Genomic DNA, 24,133 nt, shown 5'->3' with positions numbered 1-24,133 from the left:
GGAAAACGAAGGGCCGTCACCCGGATCCCCGGGTGACGGCCCTTCGCCCTGTGCGTGCCGGACGTGCTACGCGCCGAGCAGCGTCCGCACCCGGTCCGCCCCCACGGCGAGCAGCAGCGTGGGCAGTCGCGGGCCGGTGTCCCGGCTGACCAGCAGCCGGTACAGCAGCGCGAAGAACGACCGCTGCGCCGCCTTCAGCTCCGGCGTCGGCTTGGCATCGGCCTCCAGCCCCTCCATCACCTTCGGCACGCCGTAGACGAGCGTGGTCAGCCCGTCCAGCGACCAGTGCGAGTCCAGCCCCTCCAGGAGCAGCCGCAGCGACTCGCGTCCCTGCTCGTCCAGCGAACCGAGCAGTTCCTTGTCCGGCTCACCGCGGACGACGGTGCGGGCCTCGGCCGGGACCTGGGTGGTGATCCAGTTCTCGGCCCGGTCGAGCCGCGGCCTGGCCTCGTCCAGCGACGTCAGCGGGTTCTCGGGGTCCAGCTCGCTGAGGATGCGCAGCGTCTGGTCCTCGGCACCGGCCGTGATGTCGGCGACCGAGGCGAGGGTCCGGTACGGCAGCGGACGCGGCGTGCTCGGCAGCTCACCGGCGGCCGTCCCGATGGCCCGGGCGTACGCGGCGGCGTCCGCCGGGAGCACGGAGCCGTCGGCGACCTTGCGCCCCAGCGAGTCCCACTCGTCGTAGAGCCGCTGGATCTCCTGGTCGAAGGCGATCTTGAAGGACTGGTTGGGCCTGCGGCGCGCGTACAGCCAGCGCAGCAGCGGCGCCTCCATGATCTTCAGCGCGTCGGCCGGGACCGGCACACCGCCCTTGGAGGAGGACATCTTCGCCATGCCGGAGATGCCGACGAACGCGTACATCGGTCCGATCGGCTGCACCCCGTCGAAGATCTCGCGGACGATCTGGCCGCCGACGACGAACGAGGACCCGGGCGAGGAGTGGTCCACCCCGCTCGGCTCGAAGATCACGCCCTCGAACGCCCAGCGCATCGGCCAGTCGACCTTCCAGACCAGCTTGCCGCGGTTGAACTCCTTGAGCCGCACCGTCTCGGCGAAGCCGCAGGCCGTGCAGGTGTAGTTCAGCTCGGTGCTCTCGTCGTCGTACGACGTGACCGCCGTCAGGTCCTTCTCGCAGTTGCCGCAGTAGGGCTTGTACGGGAAGTAGCCGGCCGAGCCGCCGCTGCCGTCGTCCTCGCTCGCCGCGCCGGAACCCGCCTCGGCCTCCAGCTCGGCCTCGTCGACCTTCTTCTGCTGCTGCGGCTTCTTCCCGCCCTTGGCACCACCGGCCGCCGGGTCCTTCTTGGTCCGGTAGCGGTCCAGGACGGCGTCGATGTCCGCGCGGTGGCGCATCGCGTGCAGGATCTGCTCGCGGTACGTCCCCGCCAGGTACTGCTCCGTCTGGCTGATCCCGTCGTACTCGACACCCAGCTCGTCCAGGGCCCCCGCCATGGCGGCCTTGAAGTGCTCGGCCCAGTTCGGATACGCGGAACCGGCCGGGGCGGGCACCGAGGTCAGCGGCTTGCCGATGTGCTCGGCCCAGGACGCGTCGACACCCTCGACCCCGTTCGGCACCTTGCGGTAGCGGTCGTAGTCGTCCCACGAGATCAGGTGCCGGACGGTGTACCCGCGACGGCGGATCTCGTCGGCGACCAGGTGCGGGGTCATGACCTCACGCAGGTTGCCCAGGTGGATCGGGCCCGACGGGGAGAGGCCGGACGCGACGACGACCGGTTTGCCAGGCGCACGACGCTCCGATTCGGCGATGACCTCGTCCGCGAAGCGGGAGACCCAGTCGGTCTCGGTGCTGCTCTGACTCTGAGCCACGGTCGGCACGTCCTTCTCTCTTGTAGGACTCATAGGGGCGTGGACCATTCTCCCAGGTACCGCCCACAGCGCGAAAACGGCTTTACGAGCCGCGCGGCCGGACGCGAAAAACCCGTTTGCGGCCCGTGGGATACTTGGGCCCATCCCTTGTACCCCTACGGAAACGGCAGCCAGCTCATGGCCTCGGTCAATTCCCTCGCTTCCACGCTCCAGCAGCAGCTGGCGGACGCCCTGACGGCAGCCCTGCCGGATGCCGGTACCGCGGACCCGCTGCTGCGCCGAAGCGACCGGGCCGACTTCCAGGCCAACGGCATCCTGGCGCTCGCCAAGAAGCTCAAGGGCAACCCGCGCGAGCTGGCCGCCCAGGTCACCGGCGCCCTCCCGGCGAGCGACCTGATCAAGGACATCGAGGTCTCCGGACCCGGCTTCCTGAACATCACGCTCTCGGACAAGGCGATCACCGAGACCCTCGCCGCCCGGGCCGCGGACGACGAGGGCCGGCTCGGCGTGCCGTACAACGCCTCCGCCGGCACCACGGTCATCGACTACGCCCAGCCGAACGTGGCCAAGGAGATGCACGTCGGCCACCTGCGGTCCGCCGTGATCGGCGACGCGATGGTGCAGATCCTGGAGTTCACCGGCGAGTCCGTCGTCCCGCGGCACCACATCGGCGACTGGGGCACCCAGTTCGGCATGCTCATCCAGTACCTGATCGAGCACCCCGACGAGCTGGACCACGAGGACGACAAGAAGGCCGACGGCGAGGCCGCCATGTCGTCGCTGAACCGGCTCTACAAGGCGTCGAGGGCCCTCTTCGACTCCGACGAGGAGTTCAAGAACCGCTCACGGGACCGGGTGGTCGCGCTCCAGGCCGGCGAGCCGGAGACCCTCGCCCTGTGGCAGCGGTTCGTCGACGAGTCGAAGGTCTACTTCTACTCGGTCTTCGACAAGCTCGACATGAAGATCAACGACCCCGACATCGTCGGCGAGTCCGGTTACAACGACATGCTGGAGGAGACCTGCCGCATCCTGGAGGAGACGGGCGTCGCCGTCCGCTCCGAGGGTGCGCTCTGCGTCTTCTTCGACGACGTGAAGGGCCCGGACGGCAACCCGACCCCGCTGATCGTCAAGAAGACGAACGGCGGCTACGGCTACGCGGCCACCGACCTCTCCGCGGTCCGCGACCGGGTGCAGAACCTCGACGCGACCACCCTGCTGTACGTGGTGGACGTGCGGCAGTCCCTGCACTTCCGGATGGTCTTCGAGACGGCCCGCCGGGCCGGCTGGCTGAAGGACGGCGTCACGACGCACCAGCTGGCCTTCGGCACCGTGCTCGGCAAGGACGGCAAGCCGTTCAAGACCCGTGAGGGCGTCACGGTCCGGCTGGAGGACCTGCTCGACGAGGCGGTCGAGCGGGCGACGGCCGTCGTCCGGGAGAAGGCCGGGAAGATCGGCCTCTCCGAGGAGGAGATCGTCGAGAACGGCCGCTACGTCGGCATCGGCGCCGTGAAGTACGCGGACCTGTCGACCTCCGCCGTACGGGACTACAAGTTCGACCTGGACCAGATGGTGTCGCTGCACGGCGACACGTCGGTGTACCTCCAGTACGCCTACGCCCGGATCCGGTCGATCCTGCGCAAGGCCGGCGACGCGAAGCCGGTCGCGCACCCGGAGCTGGAACTGGCCCCGGCCGAGCGGGCGCTCGGCCTGCACCTGGACCAGTTCGGCGAGGTGCTGTCCGAGGTGGCGGCGGGCTACGAGCCGCACAAGCTGGCCGCGTACCTCTACCAGCTCGCCTCGCTCTACACGACGTTCTACGACCAGTGCCACGTCCTGAGCGACGAGAACCCGTCCGAGGTCGTGGAGAACCGCCTCTTCCTCTGCGACCTCACCGCCCGCACCCTGCACAAGGGCATGGCGCTGCTCGGCATCAGGACCCCCGAGCGGCTCTGAGCACCGGCGAAGACGGGGCCCGGCACACTTCGGTGTGCCGGGCCCCGTCGGCTTCTCCGTCCGTCCCCGGCTACTCGGGCCGCCCCAGCGCCCACCCGGACACATCCGCCAGCCGGCCGCGCCACAACGGCAGCCCGATCGGGGCCGAACCTCCGAGGACGAGCGTCGCGTCCCGCAGATGGATCCAGCGGGGCAGCTGCCGCACGTCCTCGTCGGACCGCAGCTCGTTGATCCCCTGATCCACCGTCTCGGGGAACTCCGCGATGAGGTTGGCGCCCTCACCCTCGACCTGGCGCAGACTTCTGGCCCATTCGGCCTTCCACGCCTCGTGGCCGATCACATCACCGTGCAGCACACCGGCCGGAAGCGTGAGCGTGAGCGGCAGGCCGGACCGCATCTCCCGGTCGAGGAGCTGGATCAGCAGCTGGAGCTGGAGGTCGGGCACGGGCTCGACGACGACCGCGGTCGAGCCCGGCGCGCGTTCGGCGGACTCGTTCATGATGCATTCCCTTCGCAGCGGATCAGATGTGTCAGGAAGTCCTGCCCGGAAATCCGCAGAACACGCATCCGCACCCTCCCCCGCCCACCTCGCACGGAGAATTCCGGGGGTACACCGCACTATCGCGGGGTACACGCAGCGAGAACCCGCCTTCACGCATGAATCACGGGGTGAGAACAATGACGGAGCAATGCACGACCCCTCTTTCCCCCACCGGGCTCTCCTCCGCCGGGAGGGAGATCACGCGGTGTCCGGCGCCACCTCACCGAGCGGCGGAAGCACGCGCGGCAGCCGCCGAGTTCGCCGCGCAGCTGCATCCCGCGCCGTCGGCCCGCACCGTCCAGAATCTGCTGCTGCTCTCGTCGGAGCTGGTCACGAACGCGATCCAGCACGCCGGAGCCGTCACAGCCCTGTCCTTCAAGGCCGACAGCGGAACGCTGCACGTCCGGGTCGCCGACCCGAGCCCCGCACATCCGCAGTCCCGCGTCCCTGACATGACCGGCCGGACGGGCGGCTTCGGCTGGCCGATGATCCTGCGGCTCGCCCATCGGGTGACCATCCGCCCGCTCGGCCGCGAAGGAAAGATCATTCTTGCCGTAATGGCGCGCTGACCGCGTCTGAATTACCGCACGGATATCCCTCCGCGGCATGCGCCGCATCATCAGGGGAACAAGGGAACTCCAGCACCGAACCGACCATTCAACGGGAGAGTGCAATGACGCCTGACAACAGTTCGTACTCCGCCCCCGCTGCCCGGTCCGGAACGAACGGCTTCGCGGTGGCCAGCCTGATCTGCGGCATCATCGGCCTGCTCTTCTTCGGCGTCGTCCTCGGACCGGTGGCCATCGTGCTCGGTGCCGTGGGCCTGCGCCAGCTGTCCGCGAAGGGCGGCACGGGCATGGCCAAGGCCGGGCTGGTGCTCGGCGTCATCGACCTGCTGATCGTCGTCGTACTGGTGATCGCGGCCGCCTCCGGCGGGTTCAGCTGGTACGTCGGCGGCTGACGCCACCGGCCCGGCCCGCGGGCCCTCCTCCCGGGAGTCGTCGAGCCATTGCGGCATCGCCGCTCCAGGTGAGGAGGGCCCGGCTCCCGGCGGAGACCAGCTGTCCCCCAGGAGCCGCGCCTGCGGCGGATCGCCCGGCTCGACGACCGTCCGGCCGGCGCGTCAGCCTGTGACGTGGAACGTGGCGGCGCGGGACACGAACGCCGTCTCCCCGTCCTTGGCCGTCGCCAGCGCCGAGATGTACCAGGTGCCCTTGACCAGGTCGGCCGCATCCCGCTTGGTGACCTTCAGTGTGTAGGTGCAGCGGCTGGTCTCGTCCGAGGTGCTCCGGCATTTGACGCCTTCCGCCGCGCGAAGCTCCGCCTCGGTCGGGTCGAGCTTCGAACTCGCGGGCCAGGCAAGGACCTTGAGGCCCCGGATGCCGGAGTCGTCGCTCACGTCCACGGTGAAGGCGAGCGAGCCCGCACCGGCGTCGGACGGAGCCGTGTAGCGGGCCGAACCGTGCTCCAGGGTCGGCTCCGTGGGGCCCGCGGCCAGGGCGAGGCCGCCGGCGGCCACCGCACCGAGGACGACGGCGCCGATGAGCGACGGGAGGAGAATGCGCTTGGACATGGGTGATCCCCTTGAGTTCGTTGTTCGTTGGAGTTCGCAATGCCGGTCCGGATACGCGGAAGACCGCGGCCGGCCGTGGAAGACCCGCTGGTGAAGCCGGACTTGGAAGTGGTCGAGCAGCGGTGGCCGACCGCTTCCTCGATGTGATCGAGACTATGGCCGGCGGCACGGCTCCGTCCTCACGCTGCGGGACGATTGGCGCGTCGAACCACAGGTAGAGGCTCTGCACCCCAGGTAAGAGACCCGGATCCGCCTCCAGTCGGAGCCGGGCCGCTCACCTGGGGCCATAGCCTTGATCCGCCATGAATCGAACCGACGACCGGCTGTTCCCGGTCCTGCTGCTCTGCGCCCAGGCCCTGGTGTGGCCCGGGGCGCCACTGGCGCGCGGGGCCGTACCGGCCCCCACCACGGCCTCCCTCCTCCTGGCGGCCCTGGTCGCCGCGGTGGTGACGGCCGCGCTCGCTCTGCGCCGCACCCGCCCGGTGGTCGTCCTCGTCGTGGTCACCGCCGCGTGCATGCTGGGTTCCGGGCCGCTGCCCGCCGAAGCGCTGGCGGTGCTGGGGACCGCGGGCGTCGCACTGGCCCTGTTCACCGTGGCGAGCGAACGCGACGCCTTCACCGCCGTGCTGTGCGGGGTGGCGCTCGCCGTCTACCAGCTTCTGCTGGGCAACAGGCTGCACGGGCTCAGCGACCGCGACGGGCTCGACCTCGTCCTGACCGCCGTGCTGTACGCCGCCGTGTGCGGCACCGGCCTGCTCGTACGGCGGACCCGTCGTGCCCGACGGGCGGCCGAGCACAGGCTGAAGCGGGCCGAGGCCGAGCGCCACCGGCTCCCGGCGGTCGAACGGCGCCGGATGGAACGGGAGCTGCACGACGTCAGCGCCCACCATCTGACGGCCGTGGTGGTCACGGCGGGCGCGGCCCTCGGGTTGCGCGAACGCCGCCCGGAACTGGCCGCCCAGGCACTTGAGTTCGCGGTCGAGACCGGCCGCGAGGTCACCCGCGCGCTCGGCGCGGTACGGGCGCCGGCGCCCTCCCGCGAGGATGAGCCGCCACCGGAGGAGCGGCTGCTCGACCTGGTCGCCGGGTTCCGGCGCCTGGACCACCGGGTGGACTGCGAGATCGACCCCCTGCCGGACGGCGCCGTCGCGGAGGCGGCGTACGGCATCGTGCGTGAGGCGCTGACCAACGTGGCACGGTATGCCCCCGGCGCGCATACGAGGGTGCTGTGCCGGTACGGCGACACCCGCACCGACGTCGTGGTCACGAGCACGCCCCCGCAGGCCGGTGCGGTGGCGCACGGCGCGGGCCTGGGCGGCGGCCGCGGGCAGGGCTTCCTGCGCTCCCGGGCACGGGAGGCGGGCGGCACGGTCCACAGCGGCCCGACGGCGCAGGGTGGTTGGGAGGTCCGGGCGGTACTGGCGGGCGGGACGGCCACCGCGGTGGAACCGTCGGTACCGAGGGCCTACCGCGTGGCGCAGGTGGTGGCGGCGACGGGCCTGGTCCTGCAACCGCTGCTCCCGGCGCTGGCCGTCAGGGCCGAGGACACGTCGAGCGCGTCGCAGGTGTCCGCGGGCGCGCTCTTCGCCCTGCTGGCCGCGGGCCAGGCGGTGGCCCTGCTGTGGCTGCGCAGGGCGCCGCGGACGGCGTACGGGATGCTGCTGGGGCTCGCACTGCTGTGGCCGGTGGCGATGGACGCCGGGAACTACAGCGGCCCGGTCCTCCTCCCGCCCGCGCTGAGCCTGTTGGCCACGTGCGCGGCCCTCGCGAGGGAACCGGCCCCGACGGCGACGCCCCGAAAGGGACGCGGAGCCGTAGCGAAAGGCGGCCCCGCCGCGACGGGGGTCCCCCATGACCGTGCCTGCGACCAGCCCTCAGCGCCCGGCGGCCACGTCACGGCCGTTCTCCTCACCGTGCTGGTGCACGCCGCGACCGCCACCACCGCGGTTCTGGACCGAGGCACGGCCGCTCCCCTCTGGACGGTCATCGCCGCGACCACGGCCGGCGCGGCCCTGGCAGCCACCGCGGCCCACCTGACCGGACGCCTGCGCACCCGGCGCCGGCAAGCCGGCCTCCGCGCCCACGACGAACGCCTCGCCACCTGGACCGAGGAGGCCGTCCGCGACGCCTGGACCGAGCGCCGCCGCATTGCCGCCGGCCTCGAAACGACGGTTCTGGCCCGCACCGCCGACCTGGTCACCGAGGCGGAGGCAGGCCGGCTCGACGCGGCAGCGAGCCGCGCCCGCGAGGCCCTGGCCGCGATGCGCGCCCTGCTCGACACCGTCCGGGAGGGCCAGGCGGAGCACGAACTACGGCCGCAGCCCACCCTCCAGGCGCTCGACCTGCTCGCCCGCCAACTCCGGGTCAACGGCCGCGACATCGAGATACGGCTGACCGGCCGCGTACCGGAACGGCTGCCCACCGCCGTCGACCTGGCCGCCTACCACGCCGCCGAGACGGTACTCACGGCCGGCGGCGAGGAGCCCGCGATGCTCGAATTCGACGCGGACGGAGCTGCGTTGACGCTCACCGCCACCGGGGTGCCGCGCGCCGCCGACTCCGCCGTACGCCGACGGCTGACCACGCGGGTCGTGGCGCTCGGCGGCACCCTGACCACCGGCCCGCAGGGGACAATCAGCCTCCGGCTGCCACTCGCCGCCGCGCAGGACGACGAGGAGAGACATCGATGAGCCTCAACGTGCTGGTCGTCGACGACCAGGGCATCGTACGGGCGGGGTTCGCCGCCGTGATCGATGACGAGGAGGACATGACGGTCGTCGGCGAGGCCGCCGACGGCGCCGCCGCGGTGCGCCTCGCCGAGGAACTGGCTCCCGACGTGGTCGTCATGGACGTACGCATGCCGGTGCTCGACGGAATCGCCGCCACCCGCATCATCACCGGCCGCCAAGGCGCGCCCCGGGTCCTCGTCCTGACCACCTTCGACCTCGACGCGTACGTCTTCGAAGCACTGCGCGCCGGCGCCTCGGGCTTCCTCCTCAAGGACGTACACCCCTCCCAACTGCTGCAGGGAATCCGTGAGGTGGCGGCCGGCGAGAGCGTACTCGCCCCGTCCGCGACCCGCCGCCTCATCGGCCACTACGCCTCCGGACCACCCGCCGCGGCCGCAGCCGGGAGCGCCCCCGAACTGGACAGCCTGACCAGCAGCCAGCGGGGCGTCCTCACCCTGGTCGCGGCCGGACTCACCAACTCGGAGATCGCCGAGCACCTCGGCATCACCGTGGGCACCGTGAAGTCCCACGTGAACGCGCTGCTCCGCAAGCTCGGCCTGCGCGACCGCGTACAGGCGACGATCCTCGCGTACGACCTGGGCCTCGCCCGCCCGAACCCGCCCGCCACCCGCCTCTGACCACCGCGGCCGACCATCCGCACGCACCCACGGAGTCCCATCCCATGACCGGCGCCGGTTCCGCTTCCTCTTCCCGCCGATCCGTCCCCCGCCGACTGCTCGACCACGTCGGCGTCGCCGCCCTCGTCTACCTCGGCGTCTGCGCCGCCCTGCTCGTGTGGGCCCTGGTGGTGGACGCCGGCGAAACCACGGACGCGTCCATGGCCGGCGTCATCCCGTTCCTCGCCACCGCACCCGCCAGCCTCGCGTTCCTCATGCTGCCGGCCAACGGCTTCGGGTACTTCACCGCCATCGCCGTCGGGGCAGCGGTCAACGCCGCGATCATCGGCTGGTGCACCCGCGCACTGCGCCGCGGCGGCCGCCCGGACCGCTAGGACTCCGACAAGCCTGTCCGGATGCCCGATGCCCGATACCGGATGCCCGATACCGGATGCCGGATGCACCGCCATCAGACGCTGTTCCCTGTCCGGGAACGTGCGCCCCGCCGCGACACGGCCTCCGCCGGGTCCGGTCAGTTGACCGTACGCAGCACCAGCCGCACAAGTGCCGTGATTCCGCGCCAGATCCAGTTGAGCAGCCCTCCCGCCACGGCTATGTCGGCGGCGTCCGCAACAGCTTCTGTCCGGTCCGGCCTGGAACGGCACCGGGAGCAGGAACGGGGCAGGCCGCGCTTGCGCGTACCGCACTTCTCACACATCGTCATGGCCTCATTCTCTCCTTCCGCCGTATGCCTCCCCGCCGTTTCCGGCTCATCGCCGGGACCTCTCCGACCTGGAGAGGCAACGCTGAAAACCCTCATTGACCGGCGTTCCCCCGCCGGGCGATAGTGACGCGGCCGACCGCACGTCGGCCGCGTCACCAGGGGTGGGGATCTCATGCAGGAAACCGAACACGACAAGTCGCCCGAAGCGCCACCGGCAGCTGCCGCGGAAGCGGAGACGGCAGCCGCCGCGGAGGCGATCCGGGCCGCCCTAGGCGCCGGGAGACCCGCCGACGCCCGTGCGCGGGCGACCGCCGCACTGGAGCGGTACGGCCCCGACCCGGCGCTCTACACCCTGCTGGGCCGGGCCCACGTCGCGGAGAACGAGGACGACCACGACGACGAGGCCGAACGCGTCTACCGCCGGGGCCTGGACGCCTTCCCGGACGACCTGGACCTGCTCACGGCCTACGCCGAGCTCTGCCTGGCATCCGACGCACTCGACCGCCCCGGCCGCCACGCCCGCGGCCCCGTGCTGGCGGCCCGGATCACCGAACTGGCCCCCGGCTCACCGCAGGCCGCGCACGTGGACCGGCACGCCCGGGGCGAGACCATGGTGCTGCCGGGCTCCGGCGCCCTGCCGAAGTCGACCGCCGCACACATCCAGCGCCATGACGTCCGCGCCGCCCTCGCCGACACCCCGGACCTCGCCGAAGCGGCCCGGCTCGCCGAGGAACAGGCCGCGGAGTACCCGTACGACGAGCGCCTGGCGGTCCGCGCGGAAACGCTGACGGCCCTCGCCCGCCCGGGCCGCCGGCTGTTCCTGGCCCACGTACGGGCACCGCTCGCGACCCTGCTCACCGTGACGGCGATCGCGGCGACGCTCACGATCACCAGGGCCGCGTTCCACCTGTCGAGCTGGATGAGCGTGGTCGCCTTCCTGCTCTACGTACCGGGCATGGCCCTGCGCTCCCTGGAGCGTGGTGCCCACACACGCGGCGTGGACCGTCTCCTGGCGCCCCCGGATGCGGCGAACCCGCCGGAGAGCCCCCTGCCGCCGCCACCCGCCTTCGGCTCCCGTCAAGTCGCCGTGAGCCTGGGGGTCCTCACCGTCATCGTCTGCGCGGCCGCCTCCCCACTGCTCTGGCCGTCGGCCCCGGAGAACACCGACTACCCGCGCTACACGGCCGCTCCACCGCCCACGCTCCTCGGCGCCCCTCTGCTCACCGCCGTGGACGGCATCGATGAGGGCACGCTCGCGCTGTGGACGGAGGCCTTCGGCGGCTCGTTCTCGTACGCCTACGGAACCGCCCAGCAGCTGGCGGACAACGACGACCAGCCCTTCGCGTTCGTCTACGGAGGACTCGGCGATCTGCGCGACGCACCGTCGGACCTGGTCAAGGGCTACGAACAGGGGCTTGCCGAGTCCGAATCGACCATCGACGCCATCTGGGACGCGCCCCCCGGAGCCCGCGGCGGACGGCTGCGTTGCGTCTCGTACGCCACCGACCTGGAGGACGCGGGCGCTCACACGGCGTGCAGTTGGGCCGACCGGGGCAGCCTCGGGGCCGTCGTCATGAACAAGCCCGGGCTGGACCACGACACCGCCGCCGAGACCGCGCGCACGACGCGGGACGCGATCCTCCACGAGGACACGTCCGGGGCGACGGAAGCCTTTGCCCCCGCTCCCGTAAGGACGGAGCCGACTGTCAGAGACGGCGCCTAGAGTTCCCTCATGGCGACGCTCCCGAACCCACTCAGCTCCCCGGCCGACGCAGGACTTCACCTGCCGCCCGGCACCTTCGTGGACGCCACGATCGACGAGGTGTGGCACGAGCCCCTGCTCTGGTACGCGGACGCGCCCGCGTCCCCCGGCAGTTGGGCCGCGCTGCGGACCACCGGGAGGCCCGTCGGCCTGCTGCCCGTACTGATCGACGGCGGCATGCGCGACGCCTGGCCCGAGGCCTGGGATCTCGGCCCGGTCAGGACCTCGTATCCCGGCGACCACGACGCCGAGGAGGTCCTGAGCGAGGCCTGGGAGGCGTACGCCACCGAGGAGTTGGCCCTCGACGAGTCGTCGGCCGACTGGCCGGGCCTCGCCCCCGTACCGGCCGAGGCGGCGACCGAGGACCCCGACACGTCGGCGGCGGGCCTCGCGGACTTCCTGACCGACTCGGGCAGCCCGATGACCGGACTGCGGGCGGCCCTCGTGCCCGCGCGCCGCAGCGCGGACATAGCCGCGGCGATCGGCTGGTCGGGTCCGCTCAACCACGAGAACGACGTGGCACGGCTCTGCGCGGTGCTGCGTTCCTGGGAGGACCGGTTCGGAGCGCGGGTCGTGGTGCTCGGCTTCGACACGATGATCGTCTCGGTGAGCCGCCCCCCGACCACCATCGCCGAGTCCGAGGCACTGGCCGCCGAACACTTCGCGTTCTGCCCGGACAACATCCAGCAGTCCACGCTGAACAGCCTGGACACCTACGCGGAGAAGGCCGTGCTCAACCAGCGGACGTGGTCCTTCTGGTGGGACTGAGCCCCGCCGGCGTCCGACGGGCCCTCACGGCGCTTTGAGGAGGTCGCGGAGTCCGGCGACGAGTGCGGTGACGTCGCGTTCGGCGGGCGGTTCGGGCGCGGGCGCGGCGGGCGCGGCCTGCTGACGGCAGTCGCGGCAGAGGCCGTCGGGGAGGGCCGCGGCGGGGCCGGGGGCGCCGCAGTCGGTGCATTCCATCATCACGCGCGGGGCGGGGGTTCCGGCCGGGGGCGGGGTGGGTGCGGAGGGCATCGCGGGCGGGAGTTTGTCGAGCAGACGGCGGCGGACGAAGCCGACGGGCGAGTCGACCTGGGCGGGCAGGCCTGCGGTGAGCGCGCCGGTCAGGTAGTCGGCGTTCACTCCGCGGGCGAACCACTGCTCGGCCAGGTCCTCCAGGACCGAGCAGTCCTCGGCGGAGAGCGGGAGGCGTGTGTCGATGCGTCCGAGTTCGGCGAGGACCCGGTAGGCGCGCGACGAGCCCTTCGGTGCGGGCGGCGCCGCCGGGCGCTGCGGGGGCACGACACACGGCGCGGCGGCAGGAACGGGGGCGGGGACAGGAACGGGAGCCGAGGCCGGCACGGGCACAGGCACAGGCATGGGCACGGGCACGGGCACAGGCATGGGCGCCCGCACCGACTGGGGCACTCCCGGTGTGAGGCAGTTCGCCCACCACTCGCTGTCGCGGGCGGTGCGGGACCAGTAGGTGCGGAACACCCACCGGACCTCGTCGCCGACGCCGATCGCGCAGCGGACGCGCCGCAGGTGCCCGGCGACGGACAGGGCGGTCAGGGCGGAGGCGATGGCCTGCTGGCCGTAGAGCGGGATCTGCTTGGCGAGGCACTTCACGCTCATCGACGCGCCCTCCGGCAGATGCTCGATGAACCCGGCGATGTACCGCTCGCGCAGAGGCAGCAGAGCGAAGTCGTCGGGCCGCGCGGGAAGTTGGCCGGAGGCGGAACGCTTGCCGTAGCCGGGCTGGGCCATCGGGTACGGGGCCGCCACTGCGGGCGCGGGCAGGGCGGGACTAAAATTCTGGGCAGCCACGGGATCGCCTTTTCCGATCTTGGGGTCAGACCCCGGCTCGGTGCTGATTACACCGGTCGGGGTCGATGCGTTCTCGCACCGTAAACACTCGCCACGCTCCGTCGCAAGCCGTCACCATTAGTCATACTTGCTCGCCGTTACGGGTCAGGGCGGTAGGGGAGGTTTGACCAACCCCCCTGTTTTCAGTGGCCGGTTAAAAGAAGGCGCTCGAATCTCGCGGCTCGCATCTCGACGCTCGCGTCTCGGGTCTCAAGCTCCGGGCCGAGCCTCCCCCGCGATCCCTCGAACGAGTGAACAGCCCCTCCCGTAGCTCGACCCTCGGATCTCGAAGCTCGGATCTCGACGCTCGGATCTCGACGCTCGGATCTCGAAGCCCGGGCCTCGAAGCTCGGATCTCGACGCTCGGGCCTCGAAGCCCGGCCGCCACTGCCCGTCCCCCACGCAGATCACACCGAGTGCGCCCCATCCCGCCCCATGTGACGGTGAGGCGGCAAGCCCGTCCGTCCTCCACTCCCCGAAGGAGCTCCCCGCACATGTACAGCAACCAGCTGGCGCAGACCGGCACCGGATTCCTCGTCATCGGCGGCCTCACCATGGCCGGCTGGTGGATCGCGGCCCTGGCCCTGGTCGCGGTCGTCGCCGGGGCGCTGTGCGTGCGAGTGGCGTTCCGGCGCGGTGAAGGGGCGTGACACCTGATGCTCCGGCACCTCTTGTCGCGCGCCGCCGTCGCACGGTTCAGGTCCTCGCGGCGGTTGCGGCGCTGGCGGTACTCGCCGTCGGGCTGACCGCGTACGGCATGCGGGCGTACGCCCACGTCAACGGCTTCATCGTGCCGCACGCCGAGTGGGCCTGGGCCCCCGTCGCACTGATCCTGGCCACCCAGACCACCCTCTACTGCCTCGAACGCCCCTACCGCGCCTCCGCCGACGCCCAGAAGACGCTGGACGCTCTGCACGTGGCCGTGCTCATGCCGGTCTACAACGAGGACGACGGATATCTGCGCTCCGCCCTGCGGTCCCTGCTGGCCCAGGACCGGCGGCCCGACTCCGTCCACATCGCCGACGACGGTTCCGACGTCGACTACGACCGTACGAGAACGTGGTGGTGCGACGCCGCGCGCGAGGCGGGCATCACCACCACCTGGCAGCGCGTCCCCCACGCGGGCAAGCGGCACGCCCAGGTCAGGGCGGCCGCACAGTGTCCCGGAGCCGACATCTTCCTCACCATCGACTCCGACGCCCACCTCGCACCGGACGCCGTCCGCGAGGTCCTCCAGCCGCTGGAGGACCCCCGGGTGCAGGTCGTGGCCGGTGTCGTCGTCGCCCACAACAACCGCAACGGGCTGCTCAGCAGGATGACGGACCTCTGGTACGTGACCTCGCAGCTCGTCGACCGGTCCGCGCTCTCACCGCTCGGCGGCGTCATGGTGGCCTCCGGCTCCCTGGCGGCGTACCGGGCGGAGCTCCTGCGCGACAACGTCTCCTCCTACCTCGGCGAAACGTTCCTCGGCCGACCCGTCACCTTCTCCGACGACTCCTTGCTCACCCTCTACGGCCTGATGCGCGGGAAGGTCGTGCAGCAGCCCACCGCCGTGGTCTTCAGCGCCATGCCGGAGACCGTCAGCCACCACCTGCGCCAGTACCTGCGGTGGATGCGCGGATCGACCATCCGCGCGCTGTGGCGCATGCGCTACCTCCCGCCGGTCCACCCCGCCTACCTCGCGCAGCTCCTGCGGTGGTTCCAGCAGGTGACGTCCACGGCGCTCCTGGTCTCGCTGAGCGTGCACCACTTCCGCACCGGTACGCACCCGCCCGCCGGCCTCTACTTCGTCCCCCTCGTCATCGTCTCCGCCCAGACGCTCCGCTATCTCACCCTGGCCCGCTCGGACCAGAGCCTGCGCTCCCAGCTGGCCACCTGGGCGCTGACCCCGCTCGCCCTCCTGTGGTCCTGGACCGTGCTGCGCGCCGTGCGCTTCTACGGCCTGCTGACCTGCATGCGGACCGGCTGGGGCACCCGCGTCGACGGCGCCGAGGTCACCCTCGCACCGGCGGCCGCACCGGCACCTGCGGCCTGAGAACCGGCTCGGCCCGGTGCGGAGCAGGCCCTTGTTCGGCCGAGTCCGCCGTGCCGCCGTTCGGGTTCTGCGGCAGGTTGGGTAACGGTCGCGGGCCCCGGCCGGTGGGGTTCGCCCGGATGCTGGGGAGACCGCCGATGACCCGTTCCGACAGCCTCGACGCGCTCGACTTCACGGACACCACGGACTTCGAGGATGCGGACCGGGGCCTGGTCGCGCCACCGGCCACCTCCACCGTGACAGCGGCGGACGGCCGGGTGGTGTGGGACTTCGGCGCCACGGACTTCCTGGACGGCGACTGCCCGGACACCGCCAACCGGAGCCTGTGGCGGCAGTCCCGGCTCTGCGCACGGGCCGGCCTGTTCGAGGTCACCGACGCGGTGTACCAGATCCGCGGCTTCGACCTCTCCAACATGACCCTGATCGAGGGCGCCACCGGCGTGATCGTGGTGGACCCGCTGGTGTCCGCCGAATGCGCGGCCGCGGGGCTGGCGCTCTACCGCTCGCAGCGCGGCGAACGCCCGGTGACCGGCGTCATCTTCACGCACTCCCACATCGACCACTTCGGCGGCATCCTGGGCGTCACCGAGCCGGGGTCGGACGTCCCGGTCGTGGCGCCCGCGGAGTTCATGGAGCACTCGGTCGCGGAGAACGTCTATGCGGGCACCGCGATGCTGCGACGCGGCATCTACCACACGGGCGCCGAGCTGGAACCGGGCCCGGCGGGGCTCATCGGCGTCGGCCTGGGCTTCACCGCGTCGAAGGGCACACCGAGCCTGCGGCCCGCCACGGTGGAGGTGAGCCGGACCGGTCAGGAGGAGACGCTGGACGGGGTGCTGTTCCGGTTCCAGCTGACGCCGGACACCGAGGCGCCCTCGGAGATGAACTTCCACCTCCCCGAGCGCCGGGCCCTGTGCATGGCGGAGAACGCCACCCACACCCTGCACAACATCCTGACCCTGCGCGGCGCGGTGGTGCGCGACGCCCGGATCTGGTCGCGCTACCTCACCGAGGCCATCGACGTGTACGCAGGCGAGTCGGACGTCCTGTTCGCCTCGCACCACTGGCCGACCTGGGGCACCGAACGACTGACCCGCTTCCTGTCCGAACAACGCGACCTGTACGGCTACCTGCACGACCAGACGCTGCGGCTGGCCAACCAGGGACACACCGGCATCGAGATCGCCGAGACGATCGAACTGCCGCCCGCCCTGGCCCGGGCCTGGCACGCGCGCGGCTACTACGGCTCGGTGAGCCACAACGTGAAGGCGATCTACCAGCGGTACATGGGCTGGTACGACGGCCACCCCTCCTCGCTCTGGGAACACCCGCCCACGGCGAGCGCCCGACGGTACGTGGACTGCATGGGCGGCCCGGACGCCGTCCTGGCCAAGGCGCGCCAGTACATGGACGAGGGCGACCTGCGCTTCGCCGCGCAGATCCTCAAGCACGCGGTGTTCGCCTCGCCGGACAGCGCGGACGCGAAGGAACTCCTCGCGCAGACCTTCGAGCGCCTCGGCCACGGCGCCGAGTGCGGTACCTGGCGCAACAACTACCTGATGGGCGCCCAGGAACTGCGCGGAGGCGTCTCGGCCACGCCGATCAGCGCCGGAAGCATGGCGGGCGCGCTCTCCGTCGACCAGGTATTCGACTCCCTGGCCATCCGGGTCAACGGCCCCAAGGCGTGGGACGAGGACTTCACCACGCTGTGGCACTTCACCGACCTGGACCGCACCTACCGGGTGGCCCTGCACAACGGCGTCCTGACGCACGCCGTGACGGACGGCCGCACGACGCGCCCGGACCTGAGCCTGACCCTGACCAAGGACCGGCTGATGGCCCTGCTCGCCGGGGGCCGGGCCGAGGACATCGAGCACGACGGCGACCTCACGGTCCTGCACCGGCTGATGGACGTACTGGACCCGACCGACCCCGCCTTCGCCATCGTGACGCCCTGACCGGTCAGCAGGTCCCGTACATTCCGCAGGGCAGCCGACGGCGTCCCGCCGCCGTCAGCCGCCCTGCCCCTCCAGCGAATCCGAGATGTCCTCCCACTCGGCCGTATCCGACCGGTACTCGTACACGGGCCGGTTCCTCATACCGGCCGTACGGAACGGCTTGCCGTTGTCGTCGATGCGCACCATCCCGCTCCGGTCCCCGCTGGACCACTCCAGCTCCAGGTACCAGGTCACATCGTGGTCCTCGGTGTGCGCGTCAAGGTGGAACACCTCCACGTCGGTGGAGCTCACCCGGTACGGGAAGTTCTTCGCCGGAACGACCTTGCCCGCGTCCTCGCCGGCGACCGGTCGCGACACGGGCTGGCCGTCGTCCAGGTCGATGTTGAACGTCTGCGGCGCGATACCGCTCCCGCAGCCCTCCCCCATCGAGTACGCGGGCCAGTCGGTCGCGGCCTCCTGCTTCACCACCCGGACATGGAGCGCCTTCAGGACGACCGCCTGCTGCGACGCTCCCTGCAGGGTCAGCTCGATCAGCATCTTCCCCGCGTCCACCCCGCCCAGCTGCGCCGCCCAGTTGCGCCTGGCCCTGTCCGCCGCGTCGGGCACCGGCGGCATGCCCTTGGGGTCGCGGTCGAGCAGGAAGTACTGACCACACGGCCAGTCCCAGTTGTACGCACTGAGAGTGGCGGTCACCGGCACCCCCTGGAACCCGGTCCCCTTCCCCTTGTCCCCGTCCGCGCCCCGGGGGGTGGCGGACTTCGCGGCCGTGGCGGAGGGTGACGCGGAGCCGCTGGTCGCGGAGGGCGAGGGCTTCGAAGGACTCGGCGACGGAGACGGGCTGCCGCTACGGCTCGGCGTGACCGGTGCGCTGCTGCGGGGCGTGTCCATGCCCTCCTCGCGGGTGCGCTCGCCCGAGTAGTGGTTGATCGCCAGAGCCGTGGGCACGGTGAGCGCCACGACCGCGGTGGTCGCGAGGAGGACCCGCAGCCGCTTGGAGGCGAACCGGCCCGGACCGGGACGCCCGGCACGGGCGGCGGGGCGCGCATCCGGCGTCACGTCCTCGGCGGCCGTCTCCGGCACAGGTTCCGGTTCCGGCTCCCGCTCGGGCCGGTTCGCCGGCTCCGGCTCCGGCTCCTTACGACTCATCGGCTCCGGCGGCAGGGCCGCGAGGTCCGGGCCCGTCACCGCCACCGGCCCGGCCGCCCCGGCGGCCTCCGTCTTCCGGGCGGATCCCCGCCGCTTCGCCTCGTCGGCGAGGATCCACTGCCGATGCAGCGCCACCAACTCGTCCGCCGTCGCACGGCACACGCGCGCGAAGCGCTCGACCGGCGCGTAGTCGTGCGGGACCGCCTCGCCGTTGCAGTACCGATGAATCGTGGAGGTGCTCATGTGCAGCTTCTGGGCCAGCGCTCCATAGCTCAGCCCCGAGCGCTCCTTCAGCCCCCTGAGCAATGCCGCGAAGTCCTGGATCTCCGTGCCCACCCTGACCGTTCCCCTCTGATTCCCTCCCGGAACGGCGTCCCAGGCAGGTGATGTCGTCGCAGGTCAGAGGCCATGTTTCCGTTCCAGCGTCCCGTACCGGCCGGGATCCGTTGCCACCGGATCCGCGGGCCGGACACGATGGTGGAACACACCGCAGCGGCACCCCGGCAAGGGCGAGCAGCGCGACTCGTAACACCCACCCACCTGCCCGTCTCCGGGAGCCGCCGTGCGTACTCGTCCTCAACTCAGCCTGACCGACGCAGTGGCCACAGGAGTTCTGATCGCCTCGGTCGCGACCGTCATCGCACTCCTGTGGCACCTCTGACCGCACGTCATTGTCCAGTACACCGGCCAGGCCCCGGCGCGCCAAAGCGGCGCCCCACACTCCGCACCACTCGACGAACGGAATACATCTCATGCGTACCCTCACCTTCCGCCGCGCCGCCCGCACCTCCGCCCTCGGCGCCGCCGCACTGATCGCCTCCCTGTCCCTGACGGCCTGCCAGAGCGACGACCCCGAGCCGTACGACGCCCTCGCTTCCGCTTCGCCGAGCTCGTCCGCCCGGACCCCGGCGAAGGACTCCGGCGCCTCCGGCGACCAGGACACGGCGGCCCCGGACGCCGACCAGGGCAAGGACGCCACCGGTTCGGGCTCCGGCGGCGGCACGTCCACCACGAAGCCGAAGGACGGCAACGGCGACGGCGGGAGCGGCAACGGCGGGAGCGGCGACGGCAACGCGGCCACGGTGACCTGCACCGGAGGAAACACCAAGCTGTCGATCACCGAGATCAGCCGCCCCGTCAACCACATGCTGCTCACGATGACCAACACCGGTTCGAAGGCCTGCAACGCCTACTACTACCCGTACCTGAAGTTCGGCGAGGCCCAGTCCGTGCCGAACACCTTCGAGGACAGCAAGCCGCAGGCCGTGGTGACCATCAACCCGGGCGAGTCCGCGTACGCCGGCGTCATGACCTCGGCGGCCGACGGCAGCGGCTCGAACGGCTACTCGACCAAGGACCTGAGCGTCAGCTTCCAGAACCGCGACGGCAACTCCGACAACACCGGCTCCTCGGTCAGCGTGCCGCTCTCCAAGAGCGTCCACGTGGACAGCAGCCTGACCGTCTCCTACTGGCAGATGAGCATGGACGACGCCCTCACCTACTGATCCACCATCACCGCACGTCACGACCACACGACTTCACGGGGAGCACCACCATGCGCAGCAACCGCATCCGCACCACCGTCCTGGCCGCTACCGCCCTCCTGGCCGCCCTCTCCCTCACCGCGTGCGGCAGTGAGAACGGCAGCAGCGAAAGCGCCGAGGCGGGATCGGCCGCTCCGGCCGCCCACCAGGCCGCCAAGCAGTCCCCGCCCCCGGCAGCGCCCGCCGCTCCGGAGCAGAAGTCCCCCGACACGGGCGGCACTTCGAAGGACACCGCCGCTCCTCCCGCCCGGAGCGACGCGAAGAACACCACCGGCTCCACGAAGCGGACAGGCAGCGGCAGCACCACGAAGCCCGACCGCACCCCCACCACCTGCACCGGCGGGAACACCCGGACCACCGTCACCACGGTGAGCCGCCCCCTCAACCACCTGCTGCTGACGCTCACCAACACCGGTGACCGCCCCTGCTACGCGTACTACGCGCCGGCGCTCCGCTTCGACGACGCGCAGGCCGCCTTCCCGGTCCTGGACGACAGCAAGCCCCAGGCCGTCGTGACGCTCGACCCGGGCGGGTCCGCGTACGCCGCCATCGGTCTGACCGGAGAGCCCGGCGCCGGCCCGGCCCCGCGCGAAGCCACGCGCCTTCAGGTCTACTTCTCCGCCAGGAGCGGCGAGGGCTCGACGGGCACCCCGGTCAGCCTGACGCTCCCGTCCGGCACCTCCTGGGACGACAACGGCTTCGTCACCTACTGGCAGACCGAGATGGCGGACGCGCTCACCTACTGAGCGTCTGCTGCGGGGCCGGCGTCGAAGTCGAAGTCGAACCAGATCCGATGGGTGCCGTCCCCGTCGACGGCCAGCCCGCCGCCCCCGCGGATCCCGGCCAGCGCGCCGGTTCCGCTGGACGGGGCGATCGCGAAGAACTCGTTGCTGCGGTCGTCGCCGCTGGTCGAGGCCGAATGCACGAAGTTGAACGTGCCCTCGCGGCCGTCGACCGCGCCTTCGAAGGACTCCATCGCCACGTAGGTACCGGCTCCGGCGGCCTGGTCGAAGGCGGCGGTGAACAGGGTCGTCGAACGCCCCGTGATCCCGCCCTCGAAGCTCTTCACGATGGTCGCGACGCCGACGGGGAGTGCGGTGGCCACCTCGGGTTCGGGCTTCAGGTCGGCCGGGACGAAGGAGGTGACGGTGAAGGTTCCGGAAGCTCTCATGGCGTCGATCGTACGGAGCGAAGCGCCTGCGCCGCCGCCCGATCGCTCAGCCGAATTCGCACCACACGATCTTCCCCGGTGACCGCTCGCCCACTCCCCACCGGTCCGCCAGCGCCGCCACGATCACCAGCCCCCGCCCCGACTCCCCGTCGGGCTCCCGCACCCCGGGCTCCCCGTCGCCGCTGTCGTGCACCTCGACCCGGACCCGGCCCTCGTCCCGCAGCCACAGCATCAGCTTGTACCCACGCCCGGGCGGCACCCCGTGCACCAGCGCGTTGGTGGCCAGCTCGCTCACACACACCAGCACCTCGTCCGCCCGCTCCTCGCCCAGCCCCCAGTCGGCCAGGGCACTCCGTACGAACTCCCGGGCCTCCCGGACCGACCGGCGCTCCCGCCGGAAGAACCGCTGGCGCAGCAGCGGGAGTTGCATCGTCTCGTTCATGGAACGAGCGTCACACTCGGTGACTAGGCTGTCGCAGTGCGCGCGCCCGTACAGATTTCTTGTACGGGTCGCGCGCGCGTGAAGTACGGACGCGGGCGGGAAGTGGGGACCGTATGCAACCCAGGAAGCGGCAGCGCAAGAACGCGTCGGCGATGAGGCTCGTGGGCGCGCTGGTCGCCCGGTTCCGCACCGCCGCCGGGATGACCCAGCGTCAACTGGCCGAGCGGACGTGCACCCAGCCGGAGACCATCGCCTCCATCGAGCAGGGCAGACGCGCCCTCCAACTGCCGCTGGCCCGCCGCATGGACACCCTGCTGGAGACGAAGGGGGCGCTGGCGACGGCGGTGGAGAACATGCCGGAGGTGGACCTGATCCCGGCGTGGGCGGAGGAGTACATGGACCTGGAGCGGGAGGCGCTCGCCCTTTGCTTCTTCGCCAATCAGGTCCTGCCGGGTCTGCTCCAGACCGAGCGCTACGCACGGGCCGTGTTCGGCAGCCGAGTGCCCACATTCAGCAGGGCGGAAATCGACGCCCATGTCGCCAAGCGTCTGGACCGGCAGGAAATCCTGCACCGCGACGTGCCGCCCACCACCAGTTTCGTCATCTCCGAGGCCATCGTCAGAGACCGCCTCGGCGGAAACGAGTCGTATCGCGAGACGCTGCAGCACCTGCGGGTCTACGCCGGCACGCCAGGCATCACACTCCAGGTCATGCCCCTGGCCCGGACCACTCACGCTGCTCTCGACGGCCCGTTCATCCTGCTGGAAACACCGGACTATCAACGCATCGCCTATACGGAAAGCCAACGTGGCAGCCAGCTCATTGCCGATCCCGATGAGATCAGCATCCTTGCGCAGCGGTATGCGATGCTGCGAACGCAGGCCCTCAACATCGAGGACACAAAAGGCCTGTTGGACCGGCTGCTAGGAGAGTTATGAGCACCGCACGTGAGTGGTTCAAGTCCAGCTACAGCGGCAGCGACGGCGGGGAGTGCCTCGAAGTCGCCTACGACTGGCGGAAGTCAAGCTACAGCAGCGAGCAGGGCGGCGCCTGCGTCGAGATCGCCGCCCACCCCGCCGCCGTCCACGTCCGCGACTCCAAGAACCCCGAGGGCCCCACGCTCACCCTCGCCCCCGCCACCTGGACGGCCTTCGCCGCGCACATCGGTTCCTGAGCGCCCCCCGCCGGGCCCCGACGAACCCGTCAGGAACGGCGCAGCTTCTGCGCGACCTCCGTCGCCCAGTACGTCAGGATCATCTGCGCGCCCGCCCGGCGAATGCCGGTCAGGCTCTCCATGATCGCCGCGTCCCGGTCGATCCAGCCCTTCTCCGCGGCGGCCTCGATCATCGCGTACTCGCCACTGATCTGGTACGCGGCGACCGGCACGTCCACCGAGTCGGCGACCTTCGCCAGGACGTCGAGGTACGGTCCGGCCGGCTTGACCATGACCATGTCCGCGCCTTCGGCGAGGTCGAGCGCCAGCTCGCGCATCGACTCGCGGAGGTTGGCCGGGTCCTGCTGGTACGTCTTGCGGTCGCCCTTGAGCGAGGAGCCGACGGCCTCGCGGAAGGGGCCGTAGAAGGCGGAGGAGTACTTCGCCGTGTACGCGAGGATCGACACGTCCTCGTACCCGGTCTGGTCCAGCGCGTCGCGGATCACGCCGACCTGGCCGTCCATCATGCCGCTGGGGCCGACCACATGGGCGCCCGCGTCGGCCTGGACCTGGGCCATCTCCGCGTACCGCTCCAGCGTCGCGTCGTTGTCGACGCGGCCGTCCTCGGTCAGCACACCGCAGTGGCCGTGGTCGGTGGTCTCGTCCAGGCAGAGGTCGGACATGACGACGAGGTCGTCACCGACCTCCTCGCGCACCGCGCGCAGACCGAGCTGGAGGATGCCGTCCGGGTCGGTGCCGGCCGTGCCGCGGGCGTCCTTCTTCTCGTCCAGCGGCACGCCGAACAGCATGATCCCGGAGACGCCCGCCGCGACCGCGTCGACCGCGGCCTTCCGCAGGGTGTCCAGGGTGTGCTGCTGCACGCCGGGCATGGCCGAGATGGCGACCGGGGCGTCGATGCCCTCGCGCACGAACGCGGGCAGGATCAGGTTCGCCGCATCGAGCCGTGTCTCGGCGACCATCCGCCGCATCACGGGGGTCGTCCGCAGCCGTCGGGGGCGAGAGCCGGGGAAGTTTCCGTACACAGTCATCCTTCGAGACTAGACCCGTACACATCACGCTCTTACCGACACCCGTGCCGGGAAAACGGCCGGG

Annotated in this window: 24 protein-coding genes; 15 read left to right on the top strand and 9 right to left on the bottom strand. The window is 71.3% G+C overall.

The window, feature by feature from the left end; translation table 11 throughout:
- Positions 1 to 66: 66 nt before the first annotated feature.
- Positions 67 to 1,833: a lysine--tRNA ligase gene (gene lysS / locus ACIQMX_RS32980; protein ID WP_363069196.1), complete on the bottom strand. Its 1,767-nt coding sequence runs from the start codon at positions 1,831 to 1,833 to the stop codon at positions 67 to 69.
- Positions 1,834 to 2,001: 168 nt separating this feature from the next.
- Here lysS and argS point away from each other — a divergent pair, with 168 nt between their 5' ends.
- Positions 2,002 to 3,777: an arginine--tRNA ligase gene (gene argS / locus ACIQMX_RS32975; protein ID WP_363068861.1), complete on the top strand. Its 1,776-nt coding sequence runs from the start codon at positions 2,002 to 2,004 to the stop codon at positions 3,775 to 3,777.
- 70 nt (positions 3,778 to 3,847) lie between these two features.
- Here the strand turns inward: argS and ACIQMX_RS32970 are convergent, their stop codons facing one another.
- Entirely contained in the window at positions 3,848 to 4,276 is a 429-nt protein-coding gene (locus tag ACIQMX_RS32970; RefSeq protein WP_363068859.1) for a hypothetical protein, read from the bottom strand.
- 170 nt (positions 4,277 to 4,446) lie between these two features.
- Between ACIQMX_RS32970 and ACIQMX_RS32965 the strand changes: the two genes are divergently transcribed.
- Both ACIQMX_RS32965 and ACIQMX_RS32960 read left to right on the top strand, forming a co-directional pair.
- A complete protein-coding gene (locus tag ACIQMX_RS32965; RefSeq protein ID WP_402483675.1) occupies positions 4,447 to 4,887 on the top strand; it encodes an ATP-binding protein in 441 nt (146 codons plus the stop codon).
- A 104-nt stretch (positions 4,888 to 4,991) separates the two neighbouring features.
- Positions 4,992 to 5,279: a DUF4190 domain-containing protein gene (locus tag ACIQMX_RS32960; protein WP_363068855.1), complete on the top strand. Its 288-nt coding sequence runs from the start codon at positions 4,992 to 4,994 to the stop codon at positions 5,277 to 5,279.
- Positions 5,280 to 5,441: 162 nt separating this feature from the next.
- On the opposite strand, the gene ACIQMX_RS32955 is transcribed toward ACIQMX_RS32960, so the two are convergent.
- Positions 5,442 to 5,891 carry a DUF5707 domain-containing protein gene (locus ACIQMX_RS32955; RefSeq protein ID WP_402483673.1) on the bottom strand — a complete coding sequence of 150 codons (450 nt, stop codon included), beginning with the start codon at positions 5,889 to 5,891 and terminating at the stop codon, positions 5,442 to 5,444.
- 302 nt (positions 5,892 to 6,193) lie between these two features.
- On the opposite strand from ACIQMX_RS32955, the gene ACIQMX_RS32950 reads away from it, so the two are divergent.
- The 3 genes from ACIQMX_RS32950 to ACIQMX_RS32940 are packed head-to-tail and all read left to right on the top strand — an operon-like array spanning position 6,194 to position 9,632.
- Positions 6,194 to 8,581: a histidine kinase gene (locus ACIQMX_RS32950; protein WP_402483671.1), complete on the top strand. Its 2,388-nt coding sequence runs from the start codon at positions 6,194 to 6,196 to the stop codon at positions 8,579 to 8,581.
- On the top strand, positions 8,578 to 9,258 hold the full coding sequence (locus ACIQMX_RS32945) for a response regulator transcription factor (protein WP_363068848.1): 681 nt from the start codon (positions 8,578 to 8,580) through the stop codon (positions 9,256 to 9,258). The genes ACIQMX_RS32950 and ACIQMX_RS32945 overlap by 4 nt, the downstream gene beginning before the upstream one ends.
- A 44-nt stretch (positions 9,259 to 9,302) precedes the next feature.
- Entirely contained in the window at positions 9,303 to 9,632 is a 330-nt protein-coding gene (locus tag ACIQMX_RS32940; protein WP_363068846.1) for an SCO4225 family membrane protein, read from the top strand.
- A 137-nt stretch (positions 9,633 to 9,769) separates the two neighbouring features.
- On the opposite strand, the gene ACIQMX_RS32935 is transcribed toward ACIQMX_RS32940, so the two are convergent.
- Complete coding sequence (locus tag ACIQMX_RS32935) at positions 9,770 to 9,961, bottom strand: hypothetical protein (RefSeq protein WP_363068844.1); 192 nt, start codon at positions 9,959 to 9,961, stop codon at positions 9,770 to 9,772.
- A gap of 172 nt (positions 9,962 to 10,133) precedes the next feature.
- Between ACIQMX_RS32935 and ACIQMX_RS32930 the strand changes: the two genes are divergently transcribed.
- Together ACIQMX_RS32930 and ACIQMX_RS32925 are read left to right on the top strand one after the other, a co-directional pair.
- On the top strand, positions 10,134 to 11,684 hold the full coding sequence (locus ACIQMX_RS32930; RefSeq protein WP_402483667.1) for a hypothetical protein: 1,551 nt from the start codon (positions 10,134 to 10,136) through the stop codon (positions 11,682 to 11,684).
- 9 nt (positions 11,685 to 11,693) lie between these two features.
- Positions 11,694 to 12,491, top strand: coding sequence for a DUF4253 domain-containing protein (locus ACIQMX_RS32925; RefSeq protein ID WP_363068840.1), 798 nt, complete (start codon positions 11,694 to 11,696; stop codon positions 12,489 to 12,491).
- A 24-nt stretch (positions 12,492 to 12,515) separates the two neighbouring features.
- Here ACIQMX_RS32925 and ACIQMX_RS32920 read toward each other — a convergent pair whose 3' ends face one another.
- On the bottom strand, positions 12,516 to 13,532 hold the full coding sequence (locus ACIQMX_RS32920; RefSeq protein WP_402483664.1) for a MarR family transcriptional regulator: 1,017 nt from the start codon (positions 13,530 to 13,532) through the stop codon (positions 12,516 to 12,518).
- Positions 13,533 to 14,065: 533 nt separating this feature from the next.
- On the opposite strand from ACIQMX_RS32920, the gene ACIQMX_RS32915 reads away from it, so the two are divergent.
- From ACIQMX_RS32915 to ACIQMX_RS32905, 3 genes are all read left to right on the top strand, one after another.
- Positions 14,066 to 14,221 (top strand): hypothetical protein, encoded by a 156-nt coding sequence (locus tag ACIQMX_RS32915; RefSeq protein WP_363068836.1) that lies wholly within the window; start codon positions 14,066 to 14,068, stop codon positions 14,219 to 14,221.
- On the top strand, positions 14,218 to 15,606 hold the full coding sequence (locus ACIQMX_RS32910) for a glycosyltransferase (protein WP_402483660.1): 1,389 nt from the start codon (positions 14,218 to 14,220) through the stop codon (positions 15,604 to 15,606). The genes ACIQMX_RS32915 and ACIQMX_RS32910 overlap by 4 nt, the downstream gene beginning before the upstream one ends.
- A gap of 137 nt (positions 15,607 to 15,743) precedes the next feature.
- A complete protein-coding gene (locus tag ACIQMX_RS32905) occupies positions 15,744 to 17,564 on the top strand; it encodes an alkyl/aryl-sulfatase (RefSeq protein WP_402483657.1) in 1,821 nt (606 codons plus the stop codon).
- Positions 17,565 to 17,618: 54 nt separating this feature from the next.
- Here the strand turns inward: ACIQMX_RS32905 and ACIQMX_RS32900 are convergent, their stop codons facing one another.
- The gene (locus ACIQMX_RS32900; protein WP_402483654.1) at positions 17,619 to 19,046 is read right to left on the bottom strand and encodes a helix-turn-helix domain-containing protein; all 1,428 of its coding nucleotides are present in this window, start codon (positions 19,044 to 19,046) and stop codon (positions 17,619 to 17,621) included.
- A 416-nt stretch (positions 19,047 to 19,462) separates the two neighbouring features.
- Between ACIQMX_RS32900 and ACIQMX_RS32895 the strand changes: the two genes are divergently transcribed.
- Together ACIQMX_RS32895 and ACIQMX_RS32890 are read left to right on the top strand one after the other, a co-directional pair.
- Positions 19,463 to 20,215 carry a DUF4232 domain-containing protein gene (locus ACIQMX_RS32895; RefSeq protein ID WP_402483651.1) on the top strand — a complete coding sequence of 251 codons (753 nt, stop codon included), beginning with the start codon at positions 19,463 to 19,465 and terminating at the stop codon, positions 20,213 to 20,215.
- A gap of 50 nt (positions 20,216 to 20,265) precedes the next feature.
- Entirely contained in the window at positions 20,266 to 21,000 is a 735-nt protein-coding gene (locus tag ACIQMX_RS32890) for a DUF4232 domain-containing protein (RefSeq protein ID WP_402483649.1), read from the top strand.
- Here the strand turns inward: ACIQMX_RS32890 and ACIQMX_RS32885 are convergent.
- Both ACIQMX_RS32885 and ACIQMX_RS32880 read right to left on the bottom strand, forming a co-directional pair.
- On the bottom strand, positions 20,994 to 21,425 hold the full coding sequence (locus ACIQMX_RS32885) for a DUF3224 domain-containing protein (RefSeq protein WP_402483646.1): 432 nt from the start codon (positions 21,423 to 21,425) through the stop codon (positions 20,994 to 20,996). The genes ACIQMX_RS32890 and ACIQMX_RS32885 overlap by 7 nt on opposite strands.
- Positions 21,426 to 21,471: 46 nt before the next feature.
- Positions 21,472 to 21,867, bottom strand: coding sequence for an ATP-binding protein (locus ACIQMX_RS32880; RefSeq protein WP_363068823.1), 396 nt, complete (start codon positions 21,865 to 21,867; stop codon positions 21,472 to 21,474).
- Positions 21,868 to 21,980: 113 nt separating this feature from the next.
- Here ACIQMX_RS32880 and ACIQMX_RS32875 point away from each other — a divergent pair, with 113 nt between their 5' ends.
- The gene (locus tag ACIQMX_RS32875; RefSeq protein WP_402483642.1) at positions 21,981 to 22,805 is read left to right on the top strand and encodes a Scr1 family TA system antitoxin-like transcriptional regulator; all 825 of its coding nucleotides are present in this window, start codon (positions 21,981 to 21,983) and stop codon (positions 22,803 to 22,805) included.
- The gene (locus ACIQMX_RS32870; RefSeq protein ID WP_402483639.1) at positions 22,802 to 23,041 is read left to right on the top strand and encodes a DUF397 domain-containing protein; all 240 of its coding nucleotides are present in this window, start codon (positions 22,802 to 22,804) and stop codon (positions 23,039 to 23,041) included. Before ACIQMX_RS32875 ends, ACIQMX_RS32870 begins: the two co-directional genes overlap by 4 nt.
- Before the next feature lie 29 nt (positions 23,042 to 23,070).
- Here ACIQMX_RS32870 and hemB read toward each other — a convergent pair whose 3' ends face one another.
- The gene (hemB, locus tag ACIQMX_RS32865; RefSeq protein ID WP_402483636.1) at positions 23,071 to 24,069 is read right to left on the bottom strand and encodes a porphobilinogen synthase; all 999 of its coding nucleotides are present in this window, start codon (positions 24,067 to 24,069) and stop codon (positions 23,071 to 23,073) included.
- Positions 24,070 to 24,133: the final 64 nt, after the last annotated feature.

The organism is Streptomyces sp. NPDC091416, from assembly GCF_044756845.1.
Taxonomy (GTDB): Bacteria; Actinomycetota; Actinomycetes; order Streptomycetales; family Streptomycetaceae; genus Streptomyces.
Note: the sequence above shows the minus strand (reverse complement) of the source record. Positions and strands in the feature narration are given on the sequence as shown.

Excerpts from the sequence above, each read along its gene's own strand:
- argS (WP_363068861.1), top strand. The coding sequence starts at position 2,002 with ATGGCCTCGGTCAATTCCCTCGCTTCCACGCTCCAGCAGCAGCTGGCG.
- ACIQMX_RS32970 (WP_363068859.1), bottom strand. The coding sequence starts at position 4,276 with ATGAACGAGTCCGCCGAACGCGCGCCGGGCTCGACCGCGGTCGTCGTC.
- ACIQMX_RS32960 (WP_363068855.1), top strand. The coding sequence starts at position 4,992 with ATGACGCCTGACAACAGTTCGTACTCCGCCCCCGCTGCCCGGTCCGGA.
- ACIQMX_RS32955 (WP_402483673.1), bottom strand. The coding sequence starts at position 5,891 with ATGTCCAAGCGCATTCTCCTCCCGTCGCTCATCGGCGCCGTCGTCCTC.
- ACIQMX_RS32950 (WP_402483671.1), top strand. The coding sequence starts at position 6,194 with ATGAATCGAACCGACGACCGGCTGTTCCCGGTCCTGCTGCTCTGCGCC.
- ACIQMX_RS32945 (WP_363068848.1), top strand. The coding sequence starts at position 8,578 with ATGAGCCTCAACGTGCTGGTCGTCGACGACCAGGGCATCGTACGGGCG.
- ACIQMX_RS32940 (WP_363068846.1), top strand. The coding sequence starts at position 9,303 with ATGACCGGCGCCGGTTCCGCTTCCTCTTCCCGCCGATCCGTCCCCCGC.
- ACIQMX_RS32935 (WP_363068844.1), bottom strand. The coding sequence starts at position 9,961 with ATGACGATGTGTGAGAAGTGCGGTACGCGCAAGCGCGGCCTGCCCCGT.
- ACIQMX_RS32930 (WP_402483667.1), top strand. The coding sequence starts at position 10,134 with ATGCAGGAAACCGAACACGACAAGTCGCCCGAAGCGCCACCGGCAGCT.
- ACIQMX_RS32925 (WP_363068840.1), top strand. The coding sequence starts at position 11,694 with ATGGCGACGCTCCCGAACCCACTCAGCTCCCCGGCCGACGCAGGACTT.
- ACIQMX_RS32915 (WP_363068836.1), top strand. The coding sequence starts at position 14,066 with ATGTACAGCAACCAGCTGGCGCAGACCGGCACCGGATTCCTCGTCATC.
- ACIQMX_RS32905 (WP_402483657.1), top strand. The coding sequence starts at position 15,744 with ATGACCCGTTCCGACAGCCTCGACGCGCTCGACTTCACGGACACCACG.
- ACIQMX_RS32895 (WP_402483651.1), top strand. The coding sequence starts at position 19,463 with ATGCGTACCCTCACCTTCCGCCGCGCCGCCCGCACCTCCGCCCTCGGC.
- ACIQMX_RS32890 (WP_402483649.1), top strand. The coding sequence starts at position 20,266 with ATGCGCAGCAACCGCATCCGCACCACCGTCCTGGCCGCTACCGCCCTC.
- ACIQMX_RS32885 (WP_402483646.1), bottom strand. The coding sequence starts at position 21,425 with ATGAGAGCTTCCGGAACCTTCACCGTCACCTCCTTCGTCCCGGCCGAC.
- ACIQMX_RS32880 (WP_363068823.1), bottom strand. The coding sequence starts at position 21,867 with ATGAACGAGACGATGCAACTCCCGCTGCTGCGCCAGCGGTTCTTCCGG.
- ACIQMX_RS32875 (WP_402483642.1), top strand. The coding sequence starts at position 21,981 with ATGCAACCCAGGAAGCGGCAGCGCAAGAACGCGTCGGCGATGAGGCTC.
- ACIQMX_RS32870 (WP_402483639.1), top strand. The coding sequence starts at position 22,802 with ATGAGCACCGCACGTGAGTGGTTCAAGTCCAGCTACAGCGGCAGCGAC.
- hemB (WP_402483636.1), bottom strand. The coding sequence starts at position 24,069 with ATGACTGTGTACGGAAACTTCCCCGGCTCTCGCCCCCGACGGCTGCGG.